General features: G+C 68.3%; 16 protein-coding genes and 1 tRNA gene. 3 read left to right on the top strand and 14 right to left on the bottom strand.

Going from position 1 to position 15,121, the window contains the following annotated elements:
• Positions 1-20 precede the first annotated feature (20 nt).
• The 4 genes from lptF to ACP2AD_RS12830 form a co-directional block, all read right to left on the bottom strand.
• Positions 21-1,190 (bottom strand): LPS export ABC transporter permease LptF, encoded by a 1,170-nt coding sequence (gene lptF, locus ACP2AD_RS12845; protein WP_425230438.1) that lies wholly within the window; start codon positions 1,188-1,190, stop codon positions 21-23.
• A 133-nt stretch (positions 1,191-1,323) separates the two neighbouring features.
• The gene (locus tag ACP2AD_RS12840; protein ID WP_425230437.1) at positions 1,324-3,270 is read right to left on the bottom strand and encodes an ATP-binding protein; all 1,947 of its coding nucleotides are present in this window, start codon (positions 3,268-3,270) and stop codon (positions 1,324-1,326) included.
• Between the two features lie 48 nt (positions 3,271-3,318).
• A complete protein-coding gene (gene spt, locus ACP2AD_RS12835; protein ID WP_425230436.1) occupies positions 3,319-4,581 on the bottom strand; it encodes a serine palmitoyltransferase in 1,263 nt (420 codons plus the stop codon).
• Entirely contained in the window at positions 4,578-4,838 is a 261-nt protein-coding gene (locus ACP2AD_RS12830) for an acyl carrier protein (RefSeq protein WP_425230435.1), read from the bottom strand. Before ACP2AD_RS12830 ends, spt begins: the two co-directional genes overlap by 4 nt.
• A gap of 140 nt (positions 4,839-4,978) precedes the next feature.
• Between ACP2AD_RS12830 and ACP2AD_RS12825 the strand changes: the two genes are divergently transcribed.
• Complete coding sequence (locus ACP2AD_RS12825) at positions 4,979-5,284, top strand: hypothetical protein (protein WP_425230434.1); 306 nt, start codon at positions 4,979-4,981, stop codon at positions 5,282-5,284.
• A 7-nt stretch (positions 5,285-5,291) separates the two neighbouring features.
• Here the strand turns inward: ACP2AD_RS12825 and ACP2AD_RS12820 are convergent, their stop codons facing one another.
• The 9 genes from ACP2AD_RS12820 to rplU form a co-directional block, all read right to left on the bottom strand.
• Positions 5,292-6,191 carry an NAD-dependent epimerase/dehydratase family protein gene (locus tag ACP2AD_RS12820; RefSeq protein ID WP_425230433.1) on the bottom strand — a complete coding sequence of 300 codons (900 nt, stop codon included), beginning with the start codon at positions 6,189-6,191 and terminating at the stop codon, positions 5,292-5,294.
• Positions 6,188-7,288 (bottom strand): glutamate 5-kinase, encoded by a 1,101-nt coding sequence (gene proB / locus ACP2AD_RS12815; RefSeq protein ID WP_425230432.1) that lies wholly within the window; start codon positions 7,286-7,288, stop codon positions 6,188-6,190. Before proB ends, ACP2AD_RS12820 begins: the two co-directional genes overlap by 4 nt.
• A gap of 7 nt (positions 7,289-7,295) precedes the next feature.
• Positions 7,296-7,856: a Uma2 family endonuclease gene (locus ACP2AD_RS12810; RefSeq protein ID WP_425230431.1), complete on the bottom strand. Its 561-nt coding sequence runs from the start codon at positions 7,854-7,856 to the stop codon at positions 7,296-7,298.
• Positions 7,857-7,871: 15 nt separating this feature from the next.
• Positions 7,872-8,921: a GTPase ObgE gene (gene obgE, locus ACP2AD_RS12805; RefSeq protein WP_425230430.1), complete on the bottom strand. Its 1,050-nt coding sequence runs from the start codon at positions 8,919-8,921 to the stop codon at positions 7,872-7,874.
• Between the two features lie 127 nt (positions 8,922-9,048).
• Positions 9,049-9,399 carry a hypothetical protein gene (locus ACP2AD_RS12800; RefSeq protein ID WP_425230429.1) on the bottom strand — a complete coding sequence of 117 codons (351 nt, stop codon included), beginning with the start codon at positions 9,397-9,399 and terminating at the stop codon, positions 9,049-9,051.
• 33 nt (positions 9,400-9,432) lie between these two features.
• On the bottom strand, positions 9,433-10,020 hold the full coding sequence (locus ACP2AD_RS12795) for a TetR/AcrR family transcriptional regulator (RefSeq protein ID WP_425230428.1): 588 nt from the start codon (positions 10,018-10,020) through the stop codon (positions 9,433-9,435).
• A gap of 66 nt (positions 10,021-10,086) precedes the next feature.
• The gene (locus tag ACP2AD_RS12790) at positions 10,087-10,620 is read right to left on the bottom strand and encodes a GNAT family N-acetyltransferase (protein WP_425230427.1); all 534 of its coding nucleotides are present in this window, start codon (positions 10,618-10,620) and stop codon (positions 10,087-10,089) included.
• 165 nt (positions 10,621-10,785) lie between these two features.
• A complete protein-coding gene (gene rpmA / locus ACP2AD_RS12785) occupies positions 10,786-11,076 on the bottom strand; it encodes a 50S ribosomal protein L27 (RefSeq protein ID WP_425230426.1) in 291 nt (96 codons plus the stop codon).
• Between the two features lie 25 nt (positions 11,077-11,101).
• A complete protein-coding gene (gene rplU / locus ACP2AD_RS12780; protein WP_425230425.1) occupies positions 11,102-11,395 on the bottom strand; it encodes a 50S ribosomal protein L21 in 294 nt (97 codons plus the stop codon).
• A gap of 277 nt (positions 11,396-11,672) precedes the next feature.
• Between rplU and ACP2AD_RS12775 the strand changes: the two genes are divergently transcribed.
• Entirely contained in the window at positions 11,673-14,342 is a 2,670-nt protein-coding gene (locus ACP2AD_RS12775) for a TonB-dependent receptor plug domain-containing protein (RefSeq protein WP_425230424.1), read from the top strand.
• Between the two features lie 125 nt (positions 14,343-14,467).
• Here ACP2AD_RS12775 and hspQ read toward each other — a convergent pair whose 3' ends face one another.
• Positions 14,468-14,848: a heat shock protein HspQ gene (hspQ, locus tag ACP2AD_RS12770; RefSeq protein WP_425230423.1), complete on the bottom strand. Its 381-nt coding sequence runs from the start codon at positions 14,846-14,848 to the stop codon at positions 14,468-14,470.
• A gap of 123 nt (positions 14,849-14,971) precedes the next feature.
• Between hspQ and ACP2AD_RS12765 the strand changes: the two genes are divergently transcribed.
• Positions 14,972-15,061 (top strand) — tRNA-Ser (locus tag ACP2AD_RS12765).
• Positions 15,062-15,121: the final 60 nt, after the last annotated feature.

The raw sequence follows: 15,121 nt of genomic DNA, 5'->3' as shown, positions 1-15,121 counted from the left end.
GCGCGACGGGAAAAAGCCGGTCACGCGACCGCAGCCTTGCGCGGCCGGACCAAGCCGCCGAGCAGCTTGCCCGCCTTGGAGAAGAACCGCTCCAGCCCGCCGATCGGCTGACCGCCCGGGACGTAGGCGATCTGGTAATAGAGCCACAGTACCAGCGCCGCGAACAGCGCAAAGGGTATCCACAAGGCGAAAAACGGATCGATCCGGCCCAGCTCGCCGACATCGGCGGCGTATTGATTGACCTTGTGGTAGGTGACGATCACCACGATCGACAGGAAGACGCCCAGCGCCGAGGTCGATCGCTTCGGCGGGACGCCGAGCGCCAGCGCCAGCAGCGGCAGCAGGAACATCGACGCGATCTCCGCGATCCGGAAATGGAACTCGGCGCGGCTTTGATTGCGCTCGTCGCGCGTGACGGCGTGGTGGCCGAGCCGGGCCAGCTCCGGCAGCGTCCATTCGACATTGCGGCCGCCACGGGTGCGGAAGCTCTCGTATCTCGGCAACGGGATTGGCAGGTCGTGGCTGGTGAAGGTCAGCACGCGCGGATTCCGGAAGCGCGGGTCGGCATGGACCAGCGTGCCGTTGGTGAGGCGGAAGATGATGGTGTTGGGGTCATCGGTTGCCAGGAATTCGCCGCCATGCGCGGTGACGGACACCCATTTGTTCGGCGCCGACTGCTGGTGAACGAAGATGCCGGTGAGCTGCCGCCCCTTGTCGCGGCTCTGTTCGATCCGGATCGTCATCTTGTCGCCGAAATGGGTGAACTCGCCGACCTTGATCGCAGCGCCCAGTGCGCCGGTGCGCAGCTCGAAGCGTAGCCCCTCATAGGAATAGCGCGCCTTGGGCTGGACATAGCCCACCAGGACGAGGTTCACGGCGGCAAGGATGATGGTGAAGATGTACGGCACGCGGAGCAGACGGCCATAGCTCATGCCGACGCCGCGCAGCACATCCAGTTCGGATGACGTGGCAAGCTTGCGGAAGGCGAGCAGGATGCCGAGCATCAGCCCGATCGGGATGCCCAGTCCCATATATTCGGGCAGCAGGTTGGCCAGCATCCGCCACACCACGCTGATCGGCCCACCCTCGGTCGCGACGAAGTCGATCAACCGCAGCATGCGGTCCAGCGCGAACAGCATGATGGCGACGATCAGCGTCGAAAACAGCGGCAACGCGATCAGCCGGGCCATGTAGCGATCGATGGAGTGCAAAGCGTGCGAGGTCCGGCGGAGAAGGTCGGGCGGCTGTAGAGGCCGGACAGGGGGGCGTCACGTGAAAAGCTTGACGGCCGGCCGCCCGTCCCGCCCGCCGTGTTGGCGAAGGCTACTCCGCGGCGATCTGCTCCTCCACCGCCGGTGCCGCCTCGTCGATCGCGCGCTGAAGCGCGGCTAGGGTGAAGGGCTTGCGGAGCACGGGGCGGCCGTCGAGATCGGCAGTGGCGACGTCGCCGGCAAAGCCGGTGACGTAGAGCACGGGCAGCGCAGGCCAGCGCGGGGCCAGCACGCGCACCATTTCCGGCCCGGTCTGGCGTGGCATCAGGACGTCGGAGATGAGCAGGTCGGCGCCGCCCGCCGCCTCCAGCGCCGCGGGCGCGGCGGCCGGATCGTTGCAGGCGCGGGCCTTGTGCCCGAGTTCGGCCAGCGCCGCCATCGTGGCGGCGAGCACGCGCGGATCGTCCTCGACAACCAGCACGTCGAGACTGCGGGGTACGGGGGCGCTGACGACGGTCAGTTCGGCCCCGCGGATGCGCTGCTCGGCAGCTTGATCGCGCGGCAGGTGCAACGTCACGGTCGTGCCGTCACCTGGCGCGGTCCGGATCGCGATCTCGCCGCCCAGCTGACGCACCAGCGCGAACAGCTGTGACAAGCCGAGTCCGGTCCCCTTGCCGACCGCCTTGGTGGTGAAGAAGGGCTCGAACACCCGCTCCGCCACCGCCGCAGTCATCCCGCAGCCACTGTCGGTCACGGCGATTGTCACATACTCCCCCGCCGCGCAGTCGCCGACCGCGCCCGCTGTCAGGTGCACCGCGCCGGTCGCCACGCTCAGCTCGCCGCGCCCGTCCATCGCGTCGCGCGCGTTGACCGCGAGATTGAGCAGCGCGTTCTCCAGCTGGACGCGGTCGGCGCGGACGCACCAGTCCTGCGAGCGGTCCTCGATCACAACGGTGACGCCGTCGCCGAGCGTCCGATCCAGCAGGTCGCGCATTCCCGCCACCAGCGCGGCGATACCGATCGGCTCTGGCTTGAGCGACTCCTCGCGGCTGAAGGCGAGTAGCCGCCGGGTCAGTTCGGCGGCGCGACCGGCGCCCTCGGTCGCGGAGTCGAGGTGGCGGCGTGCAGCCGCGGGATCGCGGGTCAGCTGGCGCGCGGCCAGCTCCAGTCCGCCGGTAACGACCACGAGCATATTATTGAAATCATGCGCAATACCACCGGTCAACTGACCAACTGCCTCCATCTTCTGTACCTGGCGCAGCCGCGCCTCCTGAAGGCGCAGTTCGCCGGTCGCATGGGCGACCGCATCCGCCAGCTCGTCCGCACGCTGCACGGCGGCGTCGGCTTCGGCCTCCGCCTGCGCGCGCTCGCGCAGCGTGCGGATCGTCACCCAGCCGAGCACGATCGCGCCGAGCACGAGCAGAATGCCGAATGCGGCGAGTCCCCCCGCGACATGGCTGGCGTCATCGACCCCGGTCATTGCGGCCGCCGTGCGCTGATCGAGCAGCATCCGCTCCTGGCCGATGATGCCGTCGAGCGTGGCGTCGATCGCCGTCAGCGCCGGGCCCTGCCGGGCGCGGTAAAAGCGGGCGAGCGCTTGGTTGTTCTTGCCGTAGCGCGTCGACAGCGCGATCAGATCGAGTTCGTCGCCGCGCGCGCGAAAGGCACGGCGCAGGCTGTCGACACGCTGCTGCTGGTCGTCGCCGGTGATGCGGTCGAGCTGATCGAGCTGCGTCGCGGCATCGCCCCATTCGTCGACGAAGATCTGACCGAGCCGCTGATCCTTGTCGCCCGCGATGACGTAACGGCCGAGCGACGCCTCCGCCCGGGCGATGGTACCCGACAGCGTGCGCGCCAGGATCATCACGTCGTAGCTGTGCTTTTGCAGCTCCAGGGCGCGGTCGCGCTGCCGGTTTGCGCCGGTCAGCGTCGCGATCAGCCCGACCAGCACCAGCGCACCCGCGAGCGCGATGATCGCCAGCGTCACCGCACGCCAGCTTGTCCCGCTCCAGCGCCCGTCTTCCGGGCGCGTCGCCGCGTCGGCCTCAAACCCCGTCACGCCGCCGATCATAGCGCAGCCGCGGTTAACGAGGAACCGCCGGACGACTCAGGTGATGGCGCTCACCGCCCGCCCTGCCGCGGCGAAGGTGGCGATGACGCGGTCGAGCTGCTCCGCGGTGTGCTCGGCGCAGAGCGAGCAGCGGAGCAGGAACGTGCCCGCCGGGGTAGCCGGCGGGCGCGCCATATTGACGTAGACGCCGGCGTCGAGCAGCCCCTGCCACATCGTAACCGCCTGTTGCTGGTCGTCGAGGATGACCGCGACGATGGCGCTTTCCGGCTCGGCCGTGCCGAGGCGGAAGCCCAGCGCGGTCAGGCCGCCGTGGAGTTTACGGGCATTTTCCCATAGATGCGCACGCTTGTTATGGGCGTAGCGGAGCTTGCGGATGCTCGCCGCCGCGGTCGCCACGACGCTGGGCGGCAGGCTGGCGGTGAAGATGTAGGCGCGGCAGGCGAGGCGGATCGCCTCGAACTTCGGGTGGTTCGACACGCAGAATCCGCCCACGGTGCCGACCGATTTGCTGAAGGTGCCGACGACGAAGTCGACGTCGCCCTCGCAGCCCTGCGCTTCGTACACGCCACGCCCGTTGGGGCCGTAAAAGCCCATCGAATGCGCCTCGTCGGAAAGCACCATCGCACCGTGCTTCTTCGCGACCGCGACCATTTCCTTCAGCGGCGCGACGTCGCCGAGCATCGAATAGACGCCCTCCAGCACCACCAGCTTGCCGGGCTCGGGCGGAAGGCGACCGAGGCGCTTGTCGAGATCCTCGACCGAGTTGTGGCGGAAGCGGACGATCTCCGCATTGCCCTGCGCGCAGCCGTCGTAGATCGAGGCATGGCTGTCTGCGTCCAGGATCACATATTCGCCCTTGCCGGCCAGGGTCGAAATCATTCCGAGGTTCGCCATGTAACCTGTTGAGAAGACGATAGCGCCGGTCGTACCGTAATACTCGCGCAGCGCCGCCTCGGCGTCCATGTGATCGCGGAAGGTGCCGTTGAGCATGCGGCTGCCGTTGGTGCCGCTGCCGAACCGGGTCAGCGCCTCGCGGCCCGCGTCGAGCACGTCCGGGTCGAAGGTCATGCCCATGTAGTTGTAGGTGCCGAGCAGGATCGTCTCGCGCCCGGCGATCACGGCCTGCGTCGGCGACTTCACCTGCTCCATGACGATCGCGAAGGGATCGGTGACGCCGGTATCGATCAGCGCCCGGCGCTCGGCGATCAGGCCATCGAATTTCGACATGAGGTCGCGTTCCGGCGCCACCGGCGGCGGATCAAGGTCGACGCGCTCGGCCTGCAACCCGGTTTCAGTCACGCTTGGCCCTTGAGCTTCGCGACCGCGTCGACCAGCTGGCCGACCGTTTCGATCTCGGCCTGCATGTTCATGGTGATGATGATGTCGAACTCGTCCTCGATCGCCGCGACAAAGTCCATCACGGTGAGGCTGTCCCACTCGAGGTCGCCCTGAAAGGTGGTTGCCTCCGTCAGCGCGACGCCCTTCTTGTTGAAGGGCGCGATCTGCGCGCTGACGGTATCGAGAATGGCTTGGCGGTCATGTGGGCGGTCGGTCATGCGGGTCCCTCGATGCCCGGCCTTTGCGGCGAAGGTGGGGCGCTGGCAAGACCGGGCCACGATGCCGGTTTTATCCAATACGACGCGTCCTGATGTGGCCTAAGCTCTCTCATAGCCGATCCGGCCGAAGAGGGGATGACATGACCAACATCAAACTGGCCGCGGCTGCGATCGTTCTGCTGGCGGGGTCCCCGGCGCTGGCGCTGGGCGATGAAGGGGGCGGCGGCGGCGGTGACGTGCAGGCGATGCGGGGCGTCCGGACGGCCACGGCGACCACGGCCGCATCGACGACGACCGCGCGCACCAATCAGGCGGCGGTGCGCGCTCAAGGGGCGCACGACAATCGCGGCACGGCGGCGTCCGAAGGGGCGCGCGACAGCCATGCGGCGACACAGGCGCAGTCATCGACGGGCGCTGCCGCTCACGCGCAGACCGGCGGACACTGAACCGCCGCTAGAGCAGCCCTTCGGCGCGATACCAGGCGGCGGTGTCCGCAAGACCCTTTGGCGTCGCGATCTGCGGCGTCCATAGGTCGGCGGGCGGACGCTTGGCAGGGTCGACCGTCCAGTCGGGGTGGCTCAGATAGCTGGCCCGGTCGGGGGTGAGCTTCGCCCTGCCGCCGCGGATCGCGACGTCGGCGCGGGCGGCGGCCCGTAGGATCGCCGCGGGGACCGACAGCGCCAGCGGCCGGCGGCCGACGGCGCTGCCGACCAGCGCGGCGAAATCCTTCTGGGTGTGGCCGCTCGCGACGCCGTCGTCGGGCTCGTAGGTCTCGTGCGCGCCGGGCCGTTCGACCAGCGCGACCAGCAGCCGCGCAAGGTCGGCGACGTGGATCAGCGACACGCGCCCGGCGGGCGGCAGCAGGACGAGGCCAGCCTTTGCCATGCGGAACACGTCGCGCATCTCCAGGTCGCCGGGGCCATATACTCCCGGCGGCCGGACGATCGTCCAGTCGAGATCGGCCGCTTGAACTTCGCTTTCGGCGCGGTCCTTCGAGTGGCCGTAATCGGATAGCTGCGGCTCCCGCGCGGCGAGCGACGAGACGTGGACGAAGCGGTGGACGTGCATCGCAGCAGCGGCGGCGAGCATGGTGCGCGTGCCGTCGACATTGCCGCGGATAAAATCGGTCGTGGTCCCGTTCACCACGCCAGCGACGTGGAGCACCGCGTCCGCGCCGGTCGCGAGCTGCACGAGGCTGCCTTCTTCCTCCAACCGCCCTTCGATCCAGGTCACGCCGCCGCGCGGCGGCTGCGGCCGGCGGGCGAGCGCGCGAACCACGTGCCCGCGGGCTGACGCCGCGTCCAGCACAGCACGGCCGACGAACCCGGTCGCGCCGGTGAGGGCGATGATCACAGCAGCGCCAGATGGTTGCGATGAACCAGCGCGGCGCGGGGCGCATAGCCGAGCAGTGCGGCGTGCTCGTCGGAGCGGCGGCCGAGCAGCCGGGCGGCGTCGGCCACGTCATACTCCGCCAGGCCGCGGGCGACGATGCCGTCGGGCGCTTCGATGGTGACCAGGTCGCCGCGCGCGAAACCGCCATCGACCGCGGTCGCGCCCGCGGCCAGGAGGCTGCCGCCCTGACGGAGCGCATCAGCGGCGCCTGGATCGATCCTGATCGCGCCCCTTGCGGTCAGGCCGCCCGCGAGCCACGCCTTGCGCGCGGGCGCGGCACGTTCGGCGGCGAAGAGCGTGTGGGGGGCGTCGGTGGCGAGCGGCCGGTCGATCCGCCCTGACGCGATCGCGAGCGGGATGCCCGCGGCGGTGGCGATGCGCGCCGCCTGGAGCTTCGATATCATCCCGCCCGATCCCATGCCCGACGCCGAGCCGGCATCGGCCATTGCCAAGACCGCCGCATCAAGCCGGTCGACCAGTGCCAGGTGGGTGGCGCCCGGCAGTGCCGGGTTGCGGTCGTACAGCCCATCGACGTCGGACAGCAGGATCACCCCGCTCGCCCCCGCCGCCTGCGCGACGCGCGCGGCGAGGCGATCGTTGTCGCCAAAGCGGATTTCCGCCGTGGCGACGCTGTCATTCTCGTTGATGACCGGGACCGCGCCGAGCGACAGCAGCCGGTCCAGCGTTGCGGCGGCATTGAGGTAGCGGCGGCGGTCCTCGAGATCGTCCAGCGTCAGCAGCATCTGCGCGGCGGTGAGGGGTTGCGCGGCGAGCACCTCGGTCCACGCCTGCGCCAGCGCGATCTGCCCGACCGCGGCGGCGGCCTGTGCGTCTTCCAGGGAGCCGCGCCCGCCCTTCGCGAGGTGAAGCCGCCGTGCGCCGAGCGCGATCGCGCCCGACGAGACGATCGCCACCTGCTGCCCTGCCGCCGCCCGGGCAGCGACATCGGCGGCGATGCCGGCGAGCCACGCCCGCCGCACCGCGCCGTCGGGCGCGACGAGCAGCGCGGAGCCGATCTTGACGACGAGCCGCGGGCAGGTGGCGGGTGCGAAGAGCATCGCGCGGTCAGTCGCGCGCGAACACGTCCGCGTGCGGGATGGTCAGGTCGAGCGCGGGGATGACGATGCCGCGCGTGCCGGAGAAGATGTGGTCGAGCCAGCCTTCCTCCAGCCGCTCGACGGTGCGGCAGAGCTCCGCGTCGGGATCGACGAAAGCGATGGTGCGGACCGAGGGGATGCCCTTGTATTCGGACAGCTTTTCGCCTTGATCGAACGACGCGGTGCTTGGCGAGAGTACCTCAATGATGACGGTCGGGTCGGGCAACGCTTTGGTCGTCCGAAGGTCTTCCCACGATGGCGGGTCGCAGTAGACGCTCACGTCGGGATAGCGCACCTGGGTATCGCTCACTCTCACCGCAAAGTCGGAATCATAGGGGCGGCATCGGCCCCCGCGCAGACGCTCACGTAACCAGCTATGGATGTTCCCCTTCACCCATGAATGCGGCTCCAAGCCGCCAACCATGCCGACGATCACGCCGTCCGCCAGCTCGAACTTACGGTCGGAGCCGAAGTCCATGTTCAGGAACTCGTCGGCGGTGATCTTCCGATAGGCTGGGTCGAGGCGCATGTCCGCTCCATACACCTAAACCGGCGACCACTCCACCGCGTCCTCCTCGCCGTCCTCGTCCACCGGTGCGCGCGCCGCGGGGCCGATCGCGTCGAGCAGGCGGTCGAGCACCCAGTCGACGCCGGTGCCTGCTGCCGCCGATAGCGGGATCACTTCGGCGCCGCTCGCCGCTTCCAGCTCGCCGACGAGCGTCTCGATCAGCTCGTCGTCGAGCGTGTCGATCTTGTTGAGCGCGACGACCACCGGCTTTTCGGTCAGCCCGGCGCCGTAATTCTCCAGCTCGGCGCGGACGATGCGATAGCTCTCCGCCACGTCATCGTCCTGCGCGTCGACCAGGTGGAGCAGGACACGGCAACGCTCGATATGCCCCAGGAACCGGTCGCCGATCCCGGCGCCCTCGGCCGCGCCTTCGATCAGGCCGGGGATGTCGGCGACGACGAACTCGCGTTGGTGGTGGCGGACGACGCCGAGCTGCGGGCGCGTCGTCGTGAAGGCGTAGGCGCCGACCTTCGCCTGCGCGTTGGTGACGGCGTTGATGAAGGTCGACTTGCCCGCATTGGGCAGCCCGACCAGCCCCGCGTCGGCGAGAAGCTTGAGGCGCAGCCACACCCAGGCTTCCTCATTGGGCCACCCCTCACCATGCTGGCGCGGCGCGCGGTTGGTGGAGGTCTTGTAGCTGGCGTTGCCACGCCCGCCGTCGCCGCCGCGGAAGAAGACGGTGCGCTGGCCGACTTCGGTCAGGTCGAGGAGCAACGTGCGCTCCTCGTCGTCGGCGAGCACCTGGGTGCCCAGCGGCACCTTGATGACGAGATCGTCGCCGCCCGCGCCGGTGCGGTTGCCGCCCGAGCCGCCGGAGCCGCGGGGCGCGCGGAAATGCTGGGTGTAGCGGAAGTCGATCAGCGTGTTGAGGCCGGCCACCGCCTCGAACACGATGTCCCCGCCCTTGCCGCCATTGCCGCCGTCCGGGCCGCCATATTCGATGAACTTCTCGCGGCGGAAGGACACGGCACCGGGGCCGCCGGAGCCGGAGCGAACGAAGATCTTGGCTTGGTCGAGGAAGTGCATGGCTCGCCGTATCGCTTCAGCGCCGCTGAAGCGAGGCTCGACGGCGAGCCCGGCCGGCGGGTCGCCTTAGCGAACCCGCCCGACGACGCGGCTTTGCCGCGGCGGGCCGTTTGCGCGGGTACGACGATTAAGCTTGGGTCCGGTCGCCGCGTAGCGCGCTTACCTGCTTCATTGCGGCCATGTGTTCGCCCCAGAATTTCATGTTGTCTCGAAGCGCCCACATACGACCGAGAGCAGTGCCGAATTTGATATCATGCAAATCGCCGCCGCGTCCGAGATGTGTCTCGGCAAACGCGGTGTAGAAGCGAGTGGCGGCATCGAATGGAGTACCACCGGCTTTAAGGGTGACGTTGACCGCACCACGCAGAAGCTTTCGCTCCAATTCGGGAAGTGGAAGCTTTAACGTCTGCTCGTAGTAGGTTTGGAGCACGCTCAACGAACGCGCCTCAAACCAAGGTCGCCTGAGTAGTTCGAACAATAGTGCCTCCCGCTTATCGCGTCTGAGCGTCCCCTACCCCCGCCCCGCCAACAACATCTCCCGCGCCAGCACCCTGGCCCGCTCCCGCGGCACCCCCAGCGCGCGCGCTAACGGCCCGCCCAACAGCGCGTCCCCCAAGGCCATCAGCACGAGCGTCAGCGTCTCGTCCGCCAGCGGAGCCTCGTCGCGGTGATCCGCCGCCAACTCGTCAACGAGGTCGTGGATCGCGGTCAGGATCGGGTCGAGCGCGTCCTCGTTGCCGCTGAGGATCATCCAGCTCGCCAGCGCCCCGGCGCCGCCGTCGTCGAACGCATCGAAGGCGAGGTCGACCACCTCGCCCGGGTTCGGATTTTCCGCCTTACGCTGGCGCAGCACCGCCTCGCGGATGGTCGAGGTGATGAACCCGGCCATCCGCGCGATCAGCGCCTGTTGCAGGCCATAGGCGCTGCCGAAATGGTGGAGCAGGTTGGCGTGGGTGCGGCCGATCCGCGCCGCGACGGCCTTTAGCGTCACCGCCTGCGGCCCCGCCTCGACCAGCAGCGCGCGTGCGGCATCAAGCGCGGCATCGCGCGATTCCTCAGGCGAGAGCCGCTTGCGGACGGGGAGGGGGGTGACGGCCATGCCGGGGCGGTGTCGGGGACATGGCGCGATTATGCAATCCTCCCCTGCAAGCGGAGGATCTTTGCGTCAGAGCGCTCGCTCGAACGTCAGGCATTTCACCTGTTCGCCGCGCGCCAGGCAGTCGCGCTGCTCGACCCCGGTCTGCGCAAAGCCCAGCTTGCGCAGCACGCGCCCCGAGGCGGGATTGTCCGCGAAGTGGCCGCTGACCAGCCGCTTCCGCCCGAGCGCGTACCGCGCCATGTCGACGACCGCCCCCGCCGCCTCGGTCGCATAGCCGCGGCCCCAGGCGGCCGGCGTCAGCCAATAGCCGATCTCCAGTTCTTCGCCGCGCGCGCCCGCCGCGGGATGCAAACCGGCCCCGCCGATCAGCTCGGGCGCTCCGTCAGCGCGGGTGCCGCGGTCGTGTGCGAACACCAGCAGCGCGTGAGTGCCTTCGTCGGGCGTCTGGCGCAGCCACGATGCGGCATGGTCGAGCGTGTAGGGCCACGGCAGCTTCGCGAGGCGGAACGCGACCTCCTCGTGCGCGATAGCGGCGGTCAGTGCGGGCGCGTCCTCCGGCCAGCCGGGTCGCAGCGTCAATCTCGGGGTACGGGCGAACATGCTCCCTCCTTCCGCCGCCAAGCACGCCAACGATGACGCGGCCGCGACAATTTGGATGAGGGAGCAAGAAAAAAGGGAGCCGGGGCGACCCGTCTCCCTTTGGATGGCTGGGACCTTGGTGATCCGCGGGTCGCCCTGGTGGGCAACCCGTCCGGTTACCAGATGTTATTCGGCCGCGACCGGCATCCCGGTCGCCGCCACGTCGTTCGCGACGACGGTGCAGAACTTTCGTCCGAGCTTGCCTTGCGCAAACGCGACGTGGCCGTCGACGAGCGCGAAGAGCGTATGATCCTTGCCCATGCCGACGTTGCGGCCGGCATAGAACTTCGTCCCGCGCTGACGCACGATGATGTTGCCGGCGATGCACTCCTGCCCGCCGAACAGCTTCACGCCGAGGCGGCGGCCGGCCGAATCGCGGCCGTTGCGCGACGAGCCGCCTGCTTTCTTATGTGCCATCTCGAATAGCTCCTTCGCGCCCTGCTTAGCCGACCGAAACGATCTTGAGGATCGTGTGCAGCTGGCGATGGCCGTTGCGGCGGCGGTAGTTGTGGCGGCGGCGCTTCTTGAAGACGATGACCTTCTCGCCCTTCGCCTGGGCGATGACCTCGGCCGCGACGCTGACGCCGCCGGCGTCGCGCAGCTCCGACCCCTCGCCCGCGAGCAGCACGTCGAGCGTCACCGACGCCCCGGCCTCGCCGTCGATCTTGTCGACCACGATCTTGTCTCCGGCGGCGACGCGATACTGCTTGCCGCCCGTGCGCACCACTGCGAACATGGGTCTTCTCTTCTCAAATCGATATGCCCGTCCAGGCAGCGCCTGTCGGGAGAACGGGTCAGCTAGGGGACGGGGCCCATGCTGTCAACACTGCAGCGGCTCGTTGGGCGTTGTAGCATTTTGGCAACATGATCCGGAAAATGCGGCGGTGCAGCATCCGTGGACATTGTCTATTTCGGCAAGCCGTGGCCTCTTCTAACCATTCCACGCATCCTGTCGGCGCCGATACGGTGACCGCCGGAGCGGCGGGACGAAACAGAGCTTCAAGGGGGCCACCATGACCAAGGCATTCACTTCCGCGCTCGCCATTGCGACGGCGATGCTCGCGGCATCGGCCGTGCAGGCGCAGACGGTGCCGCAGGCCGATCCCGCAACCGGCCACACGGCGGCCGAGCAGACGACGACCGATGCGCAAGACGTGCTGGTGGTCGGCACCCGACGGACCGACCGCACCTCCACCGATTCAGCGTCGCCGGTCGACGTCATCGGCGCCGAAGAGATCCAGTCGCAGCCCGCCGCGAACATGCTGGACGTGGTCCGCAACATCGTCCCCTCCTTCTTCGTTCCCCAGAACACGATCTCCGACGCCTCGACCTTCGTGCGGCCGCCCTCGCTGCGCGGTCTCGGCGCCGACCAGATCCTGGTGATGATCAACGGCAAGCGTTACAACCGGTCGGCGCTGGTCCAGGTGTATTCGGGGGCCGACACCGCGCTCTCTTACGGCTCCCAGGGGTCGGACATCGGCAATATCCCGGCGATCTCGGTTGGCAATCTGCAGGTGCTTCGCGACGGTGCGACCGCGCAATATGGCTCGGACGCCATCGCCGGGGTCATCAACTACCAACTCCGTGAGAACGCCGGGTTCGAGATGCAGGCCAGCTACGGCCAGACCTATCGCAATGACGGCGACCGTTACCAGATCGCGGCCTTCGCCGGCGTCAAGCTCGGCGAGCGGGGCTTCGCCAACGTGTCGGGCGAGTATTTCAACGAGGACGGCACCAGCCGGGGCGCGACCCGTCCGATCGCGGTCGTGCTTGCTCAGACGATGCCGTCCGTGATCGGCCGCATCCCCAACTATCCCGGCCCGGCGCAGGTGTGGGGCTCGTCACCCTCCCATGGCTACAAGCTGTTCGGCAACGCGGCCTATGAGGTCGCCGACGGCGTCAAGCTGTACGCGACGGTCAACTACGCGCACAGCACCGCGAATCAGAGCTTCAACTACCGCTCACCGATCAGTGCGCCGACGCCGCTGACCGTCGATGTCGGCACCGGCACGCCGTCGACCCGCTCGCCCGGCGCCAACGGGGCGTTCAACACCATCTATCTGACCGCCTGCCCGACCGGCAACGCGACCTGCCCGGCGGGCGGCTTCGTGCGCAACGGCGGCACGACGTTCAACTTCACCTCGATCTATCCTGGCGGTTTCACGCCGAAGTTCGTGGGCGACGTCGAGCAGCTGTACGGCACCGCGGGGATCAAGGGCGACCTCGGCGGCCTGACCTATGACCTGTCGGGAACGCTGGCGCGCAATACGCTGTCGCTGTCGATGCACAACTCGCTCAGCGCCTCGTTCGGCCCATCGAGCCAGACCAGTTTCTTTTTCGGCAAGCTAATCCAGCGCGAGCAGAACGCCAACCTCGATCTCACCTATCCGCTCAACGTCGGCTTCGCGAGCGCGGTCACGCTGTCGGGCGGCGGCGAATACCGGCGTGAGGAGTATGAGACCACCGTCGGCGATGTCCAATCCTATGCCGCCGGCCCCTATGCCCGCCAGCCGCTGTATGACCTGGTCACCCCGGGCGTCTACACGGTCGCGCTGAACAGCGGCGGTACGCAGGTCGTCGCGACGCAGTCGCCTGCCGCCAGCGGCTATGGCGGCACCAGCCCCACCTTCGCCGGCAAGCACAGCCAGAGCAGCTACGGCGCCTATGTCGGGGCGGAGGCCGACATCGTCCAGGCGCTGTCGGTCGGCATCGCCGGCCGCTACGAGCATTACCAGTCGTTCGGGAGCCGGGTAGTCGGCAAGGCGAACTTCATCTTCCACATCACCGACGCGCTGGCGCTGCGCGGGACGGCCGGCACCGGCTTCCATGCGCCGTCGCCCGGCCAGAACAATACGCAGATCCTGACCACCAACTTCCTGGGCGGCACGCAGGTGCAGACCGGCACCTATCCGGTGACGAGCTCGATCGCCCAGTTCTACGGCGCGACGCCGCTCAAGCCGGAGCGGTCGACCAACTTCGGCGCAGGCCTCGTCATCCAGCCGGTCCGCGCGCTGTCGATCACGATCGACGGTTACACGATCAAGGTCCGCGACCGGATCGGCATCTCGCAGAACTTTACAGTGACCGCCGCCAACGTCGCCGCGCTGCCGGCGCTGGCGTCGGTCGGCGTAGGCGGTGTGGTGAACTACTTCACCAACGGCTTCGATACGCGGACCAGCGGCGTCGACGTCGTGTCGACCTATCGCACGCGCCTGCTCGATAACCCGTTCAGCATCACGCTGGCGTATAACTACAACAAGAGCACGGTCACCGATTACAACCCCGCGGTGATCAGCGCGGCGCAGCGGTTCAACATCTCGAACCTGCCGCCGAAGCATCGCGCCAACCTGTCGGGCAACTGGCAGATCGGCGGCTTTACGGTGAACGCACGGGAGAATTTCTACAGCAGCTGGGCCAACCAGCTTGAATATCCCGGCCAGACCTTCGGGTCGAAGTTCCTGACCGACCTCGATTTCAGCTATACGATCGCCCAGCGCTACACGCTGACAATCGGCGCGAACAACATCTTCAATGCCTATCCGGACCGGATCGCAGCCAGCACCACCAACCCGGTCTATGCGCTGACCAACAGCCTGGCCGATGGCCAGATCTACCCGCGGTCGGGCGGGCCGTTCGGGATCAATGGCGGGTTCTATTACGCGCGGCTGCGCGTGAAGTATTGACCGGCGTATTCCGGGCTGCCGCGGCAGCCCGGAATAGCGTTCGATGCGGCTTGCGGTGATCCGCCGTAACGGCGCGGCTGGTCCGAGCGCAGCGTTGCGCCGGCCCCGCCGGCCGTGCGCCAGCCTTAGTGACGATGCTCCCGGCGCAGCTCGTACTTGCCGTCCTCAAACCCGGTGAACAGCCCCGCGATCGCCGGGTGCTCGACAGGCTCGTCGCTGTCGTCGGGAACCAGGTTCTGCTGGCTGACATAGGCGGTGTAGCTCGACTCCGCATTCTCGGCGAGCAGGTGATAGAAGGGCTGGTCCTTGGACGGGCGGATGCTTTCCGGAATCGCCTCATACCATTCGTCCGAATTGGCGAAGACGGGGTCGACGTCGAAGATCACGCCGCGAAAGTCGAACATGCGATGGCGCACCACCTCGCCGATGCCGAAACGGGCGGCGGCGATGGGCGGCGCGGCAGGGTCTGAGCGAGCCGGCTGACCGGCGGTGGGATGACGCGACATACCGCTCTTATTTAGGGGGTGGACGCGGGCGCACAAGCGCGCTTGTGTCGCCCCTGGCTTCGCGTTAGAGGCGCCCGCTCGACCGGCCGGGCAGCACTTCGGGGCTGCGCCGGAGCGTCTCGCGGAGAGGTGGCAGAGTGGTCGATTGTACCGCACTCGAAATGCGGCGTGCCCTCGCGGGTACCGTGGGTTCGAATCCCACCCTCTCCGCCACCGCGCAGGTTGGACGCACTCAGCGCAGCTAGGCGCGACGCGACCAAGCGCGGCCGGGCT

The organism is Sphingomonas sp. (genome assembly GCF_965248875.1).
Lineage (GTDB): Bacteria > Pseudomonadota > Alphaproteobacteria > Sphingomonadales > Sphingomonadaceae > Sphingomonas.
The sequence above is the reverse complement of the archived record's forward strand: the minus strand, read 5'-3'. Positions and strand labels throughout refer to the sequence as shown.

Excerpts from the sequence above, each read along its gene's own strand:
- proB (WP_425230432.1), bottom strand. The coding sequence starts at position 7,288 with ATGCTCTTCGCACCCGCCACCTGCCCGCGGCTCGTCGTCAAGATCGGC.
- rpmA (WP_425230426.1), bottom strand. The coding sequence starts at position 11,076 with ATGGCACATAAGAAAGCAGGCGGCTCGTCGCGCAACGGCCGCGATTCG.
- ACP2AD_RS12790 (WP_425230427.1), bottom strand. The coding sequence starts at position 10,620 with ATGTTCGCCCGTACCCCGAGATTGACGCTGCGACCCGGCTGGCCGGAG.
- lptF (WP_425230438.1), bottom strand. The coding sequence starts at position 1,190 with ATGGCCCGGCTGATCGCGTTGCCGCTGTTTTCGACGCTGATCGTCGCC.
- ACP2AD_RS12825 (WP_425230434.1), top strand. The coding sequence starts at position 4,979 with ATGACCAACATCAAACTGGCCGCGGCTGCGATCGTTCTGCTGGCGGGG.
- ACP2AD_RS12810 (WP_425230431.1), bottom strand. The coding sequence starts at position 7,856 with ATGCGCCTCGACCCAGCCTATCGGAAGATCACCGCCGACGAGTTCCTG.
- rplU (WP_425230425.1), bottom strand. The coding sequence starts at position 11,395 with ATGTTCGCAGTGGTGCGCACGGGCGGCAAGCAGTATCGCGTCGCCGCC.
- ACP2AD_RS12775 (WP_425230424.1), top strand. The coding sequence starts at position 11,673 with ATGACCAAGGCATTCACTTCCGCGCTCGCCATTGCGACGGCGATGCTC.
- obgE (WP_425230430.1), bottom strand. The coding sequence starts at position 8,921 with ATGCACTTCCTCGACCAAGCCAAGATCTTCGTTCGCTCCGGCTCCGGC.
- hspQ (WP_425230423.1), bottom strand. The coding sequence starts at position 14,848 with ATGTCGCGTCATCCCACCGCCGGTCAGCCGGCTCGCTCAGACCCTGCC.
- ACP2AD_RS12795 (WP_425230428.1), bottom strand. The coding sequence starts at position 10,020 with ATGGCCGTCACCCCCCTCCCCGTCCGCAAGCGGCTCTCGCCTGAGGAA.
- ACP2AD_RS12830 (WP_425230435.1), bottom strand. The coding sequence starts at position 4,838 with ATGACCGACCGCCCACATGACCGCCAAGCCATTCTCGATACCGTCAGC.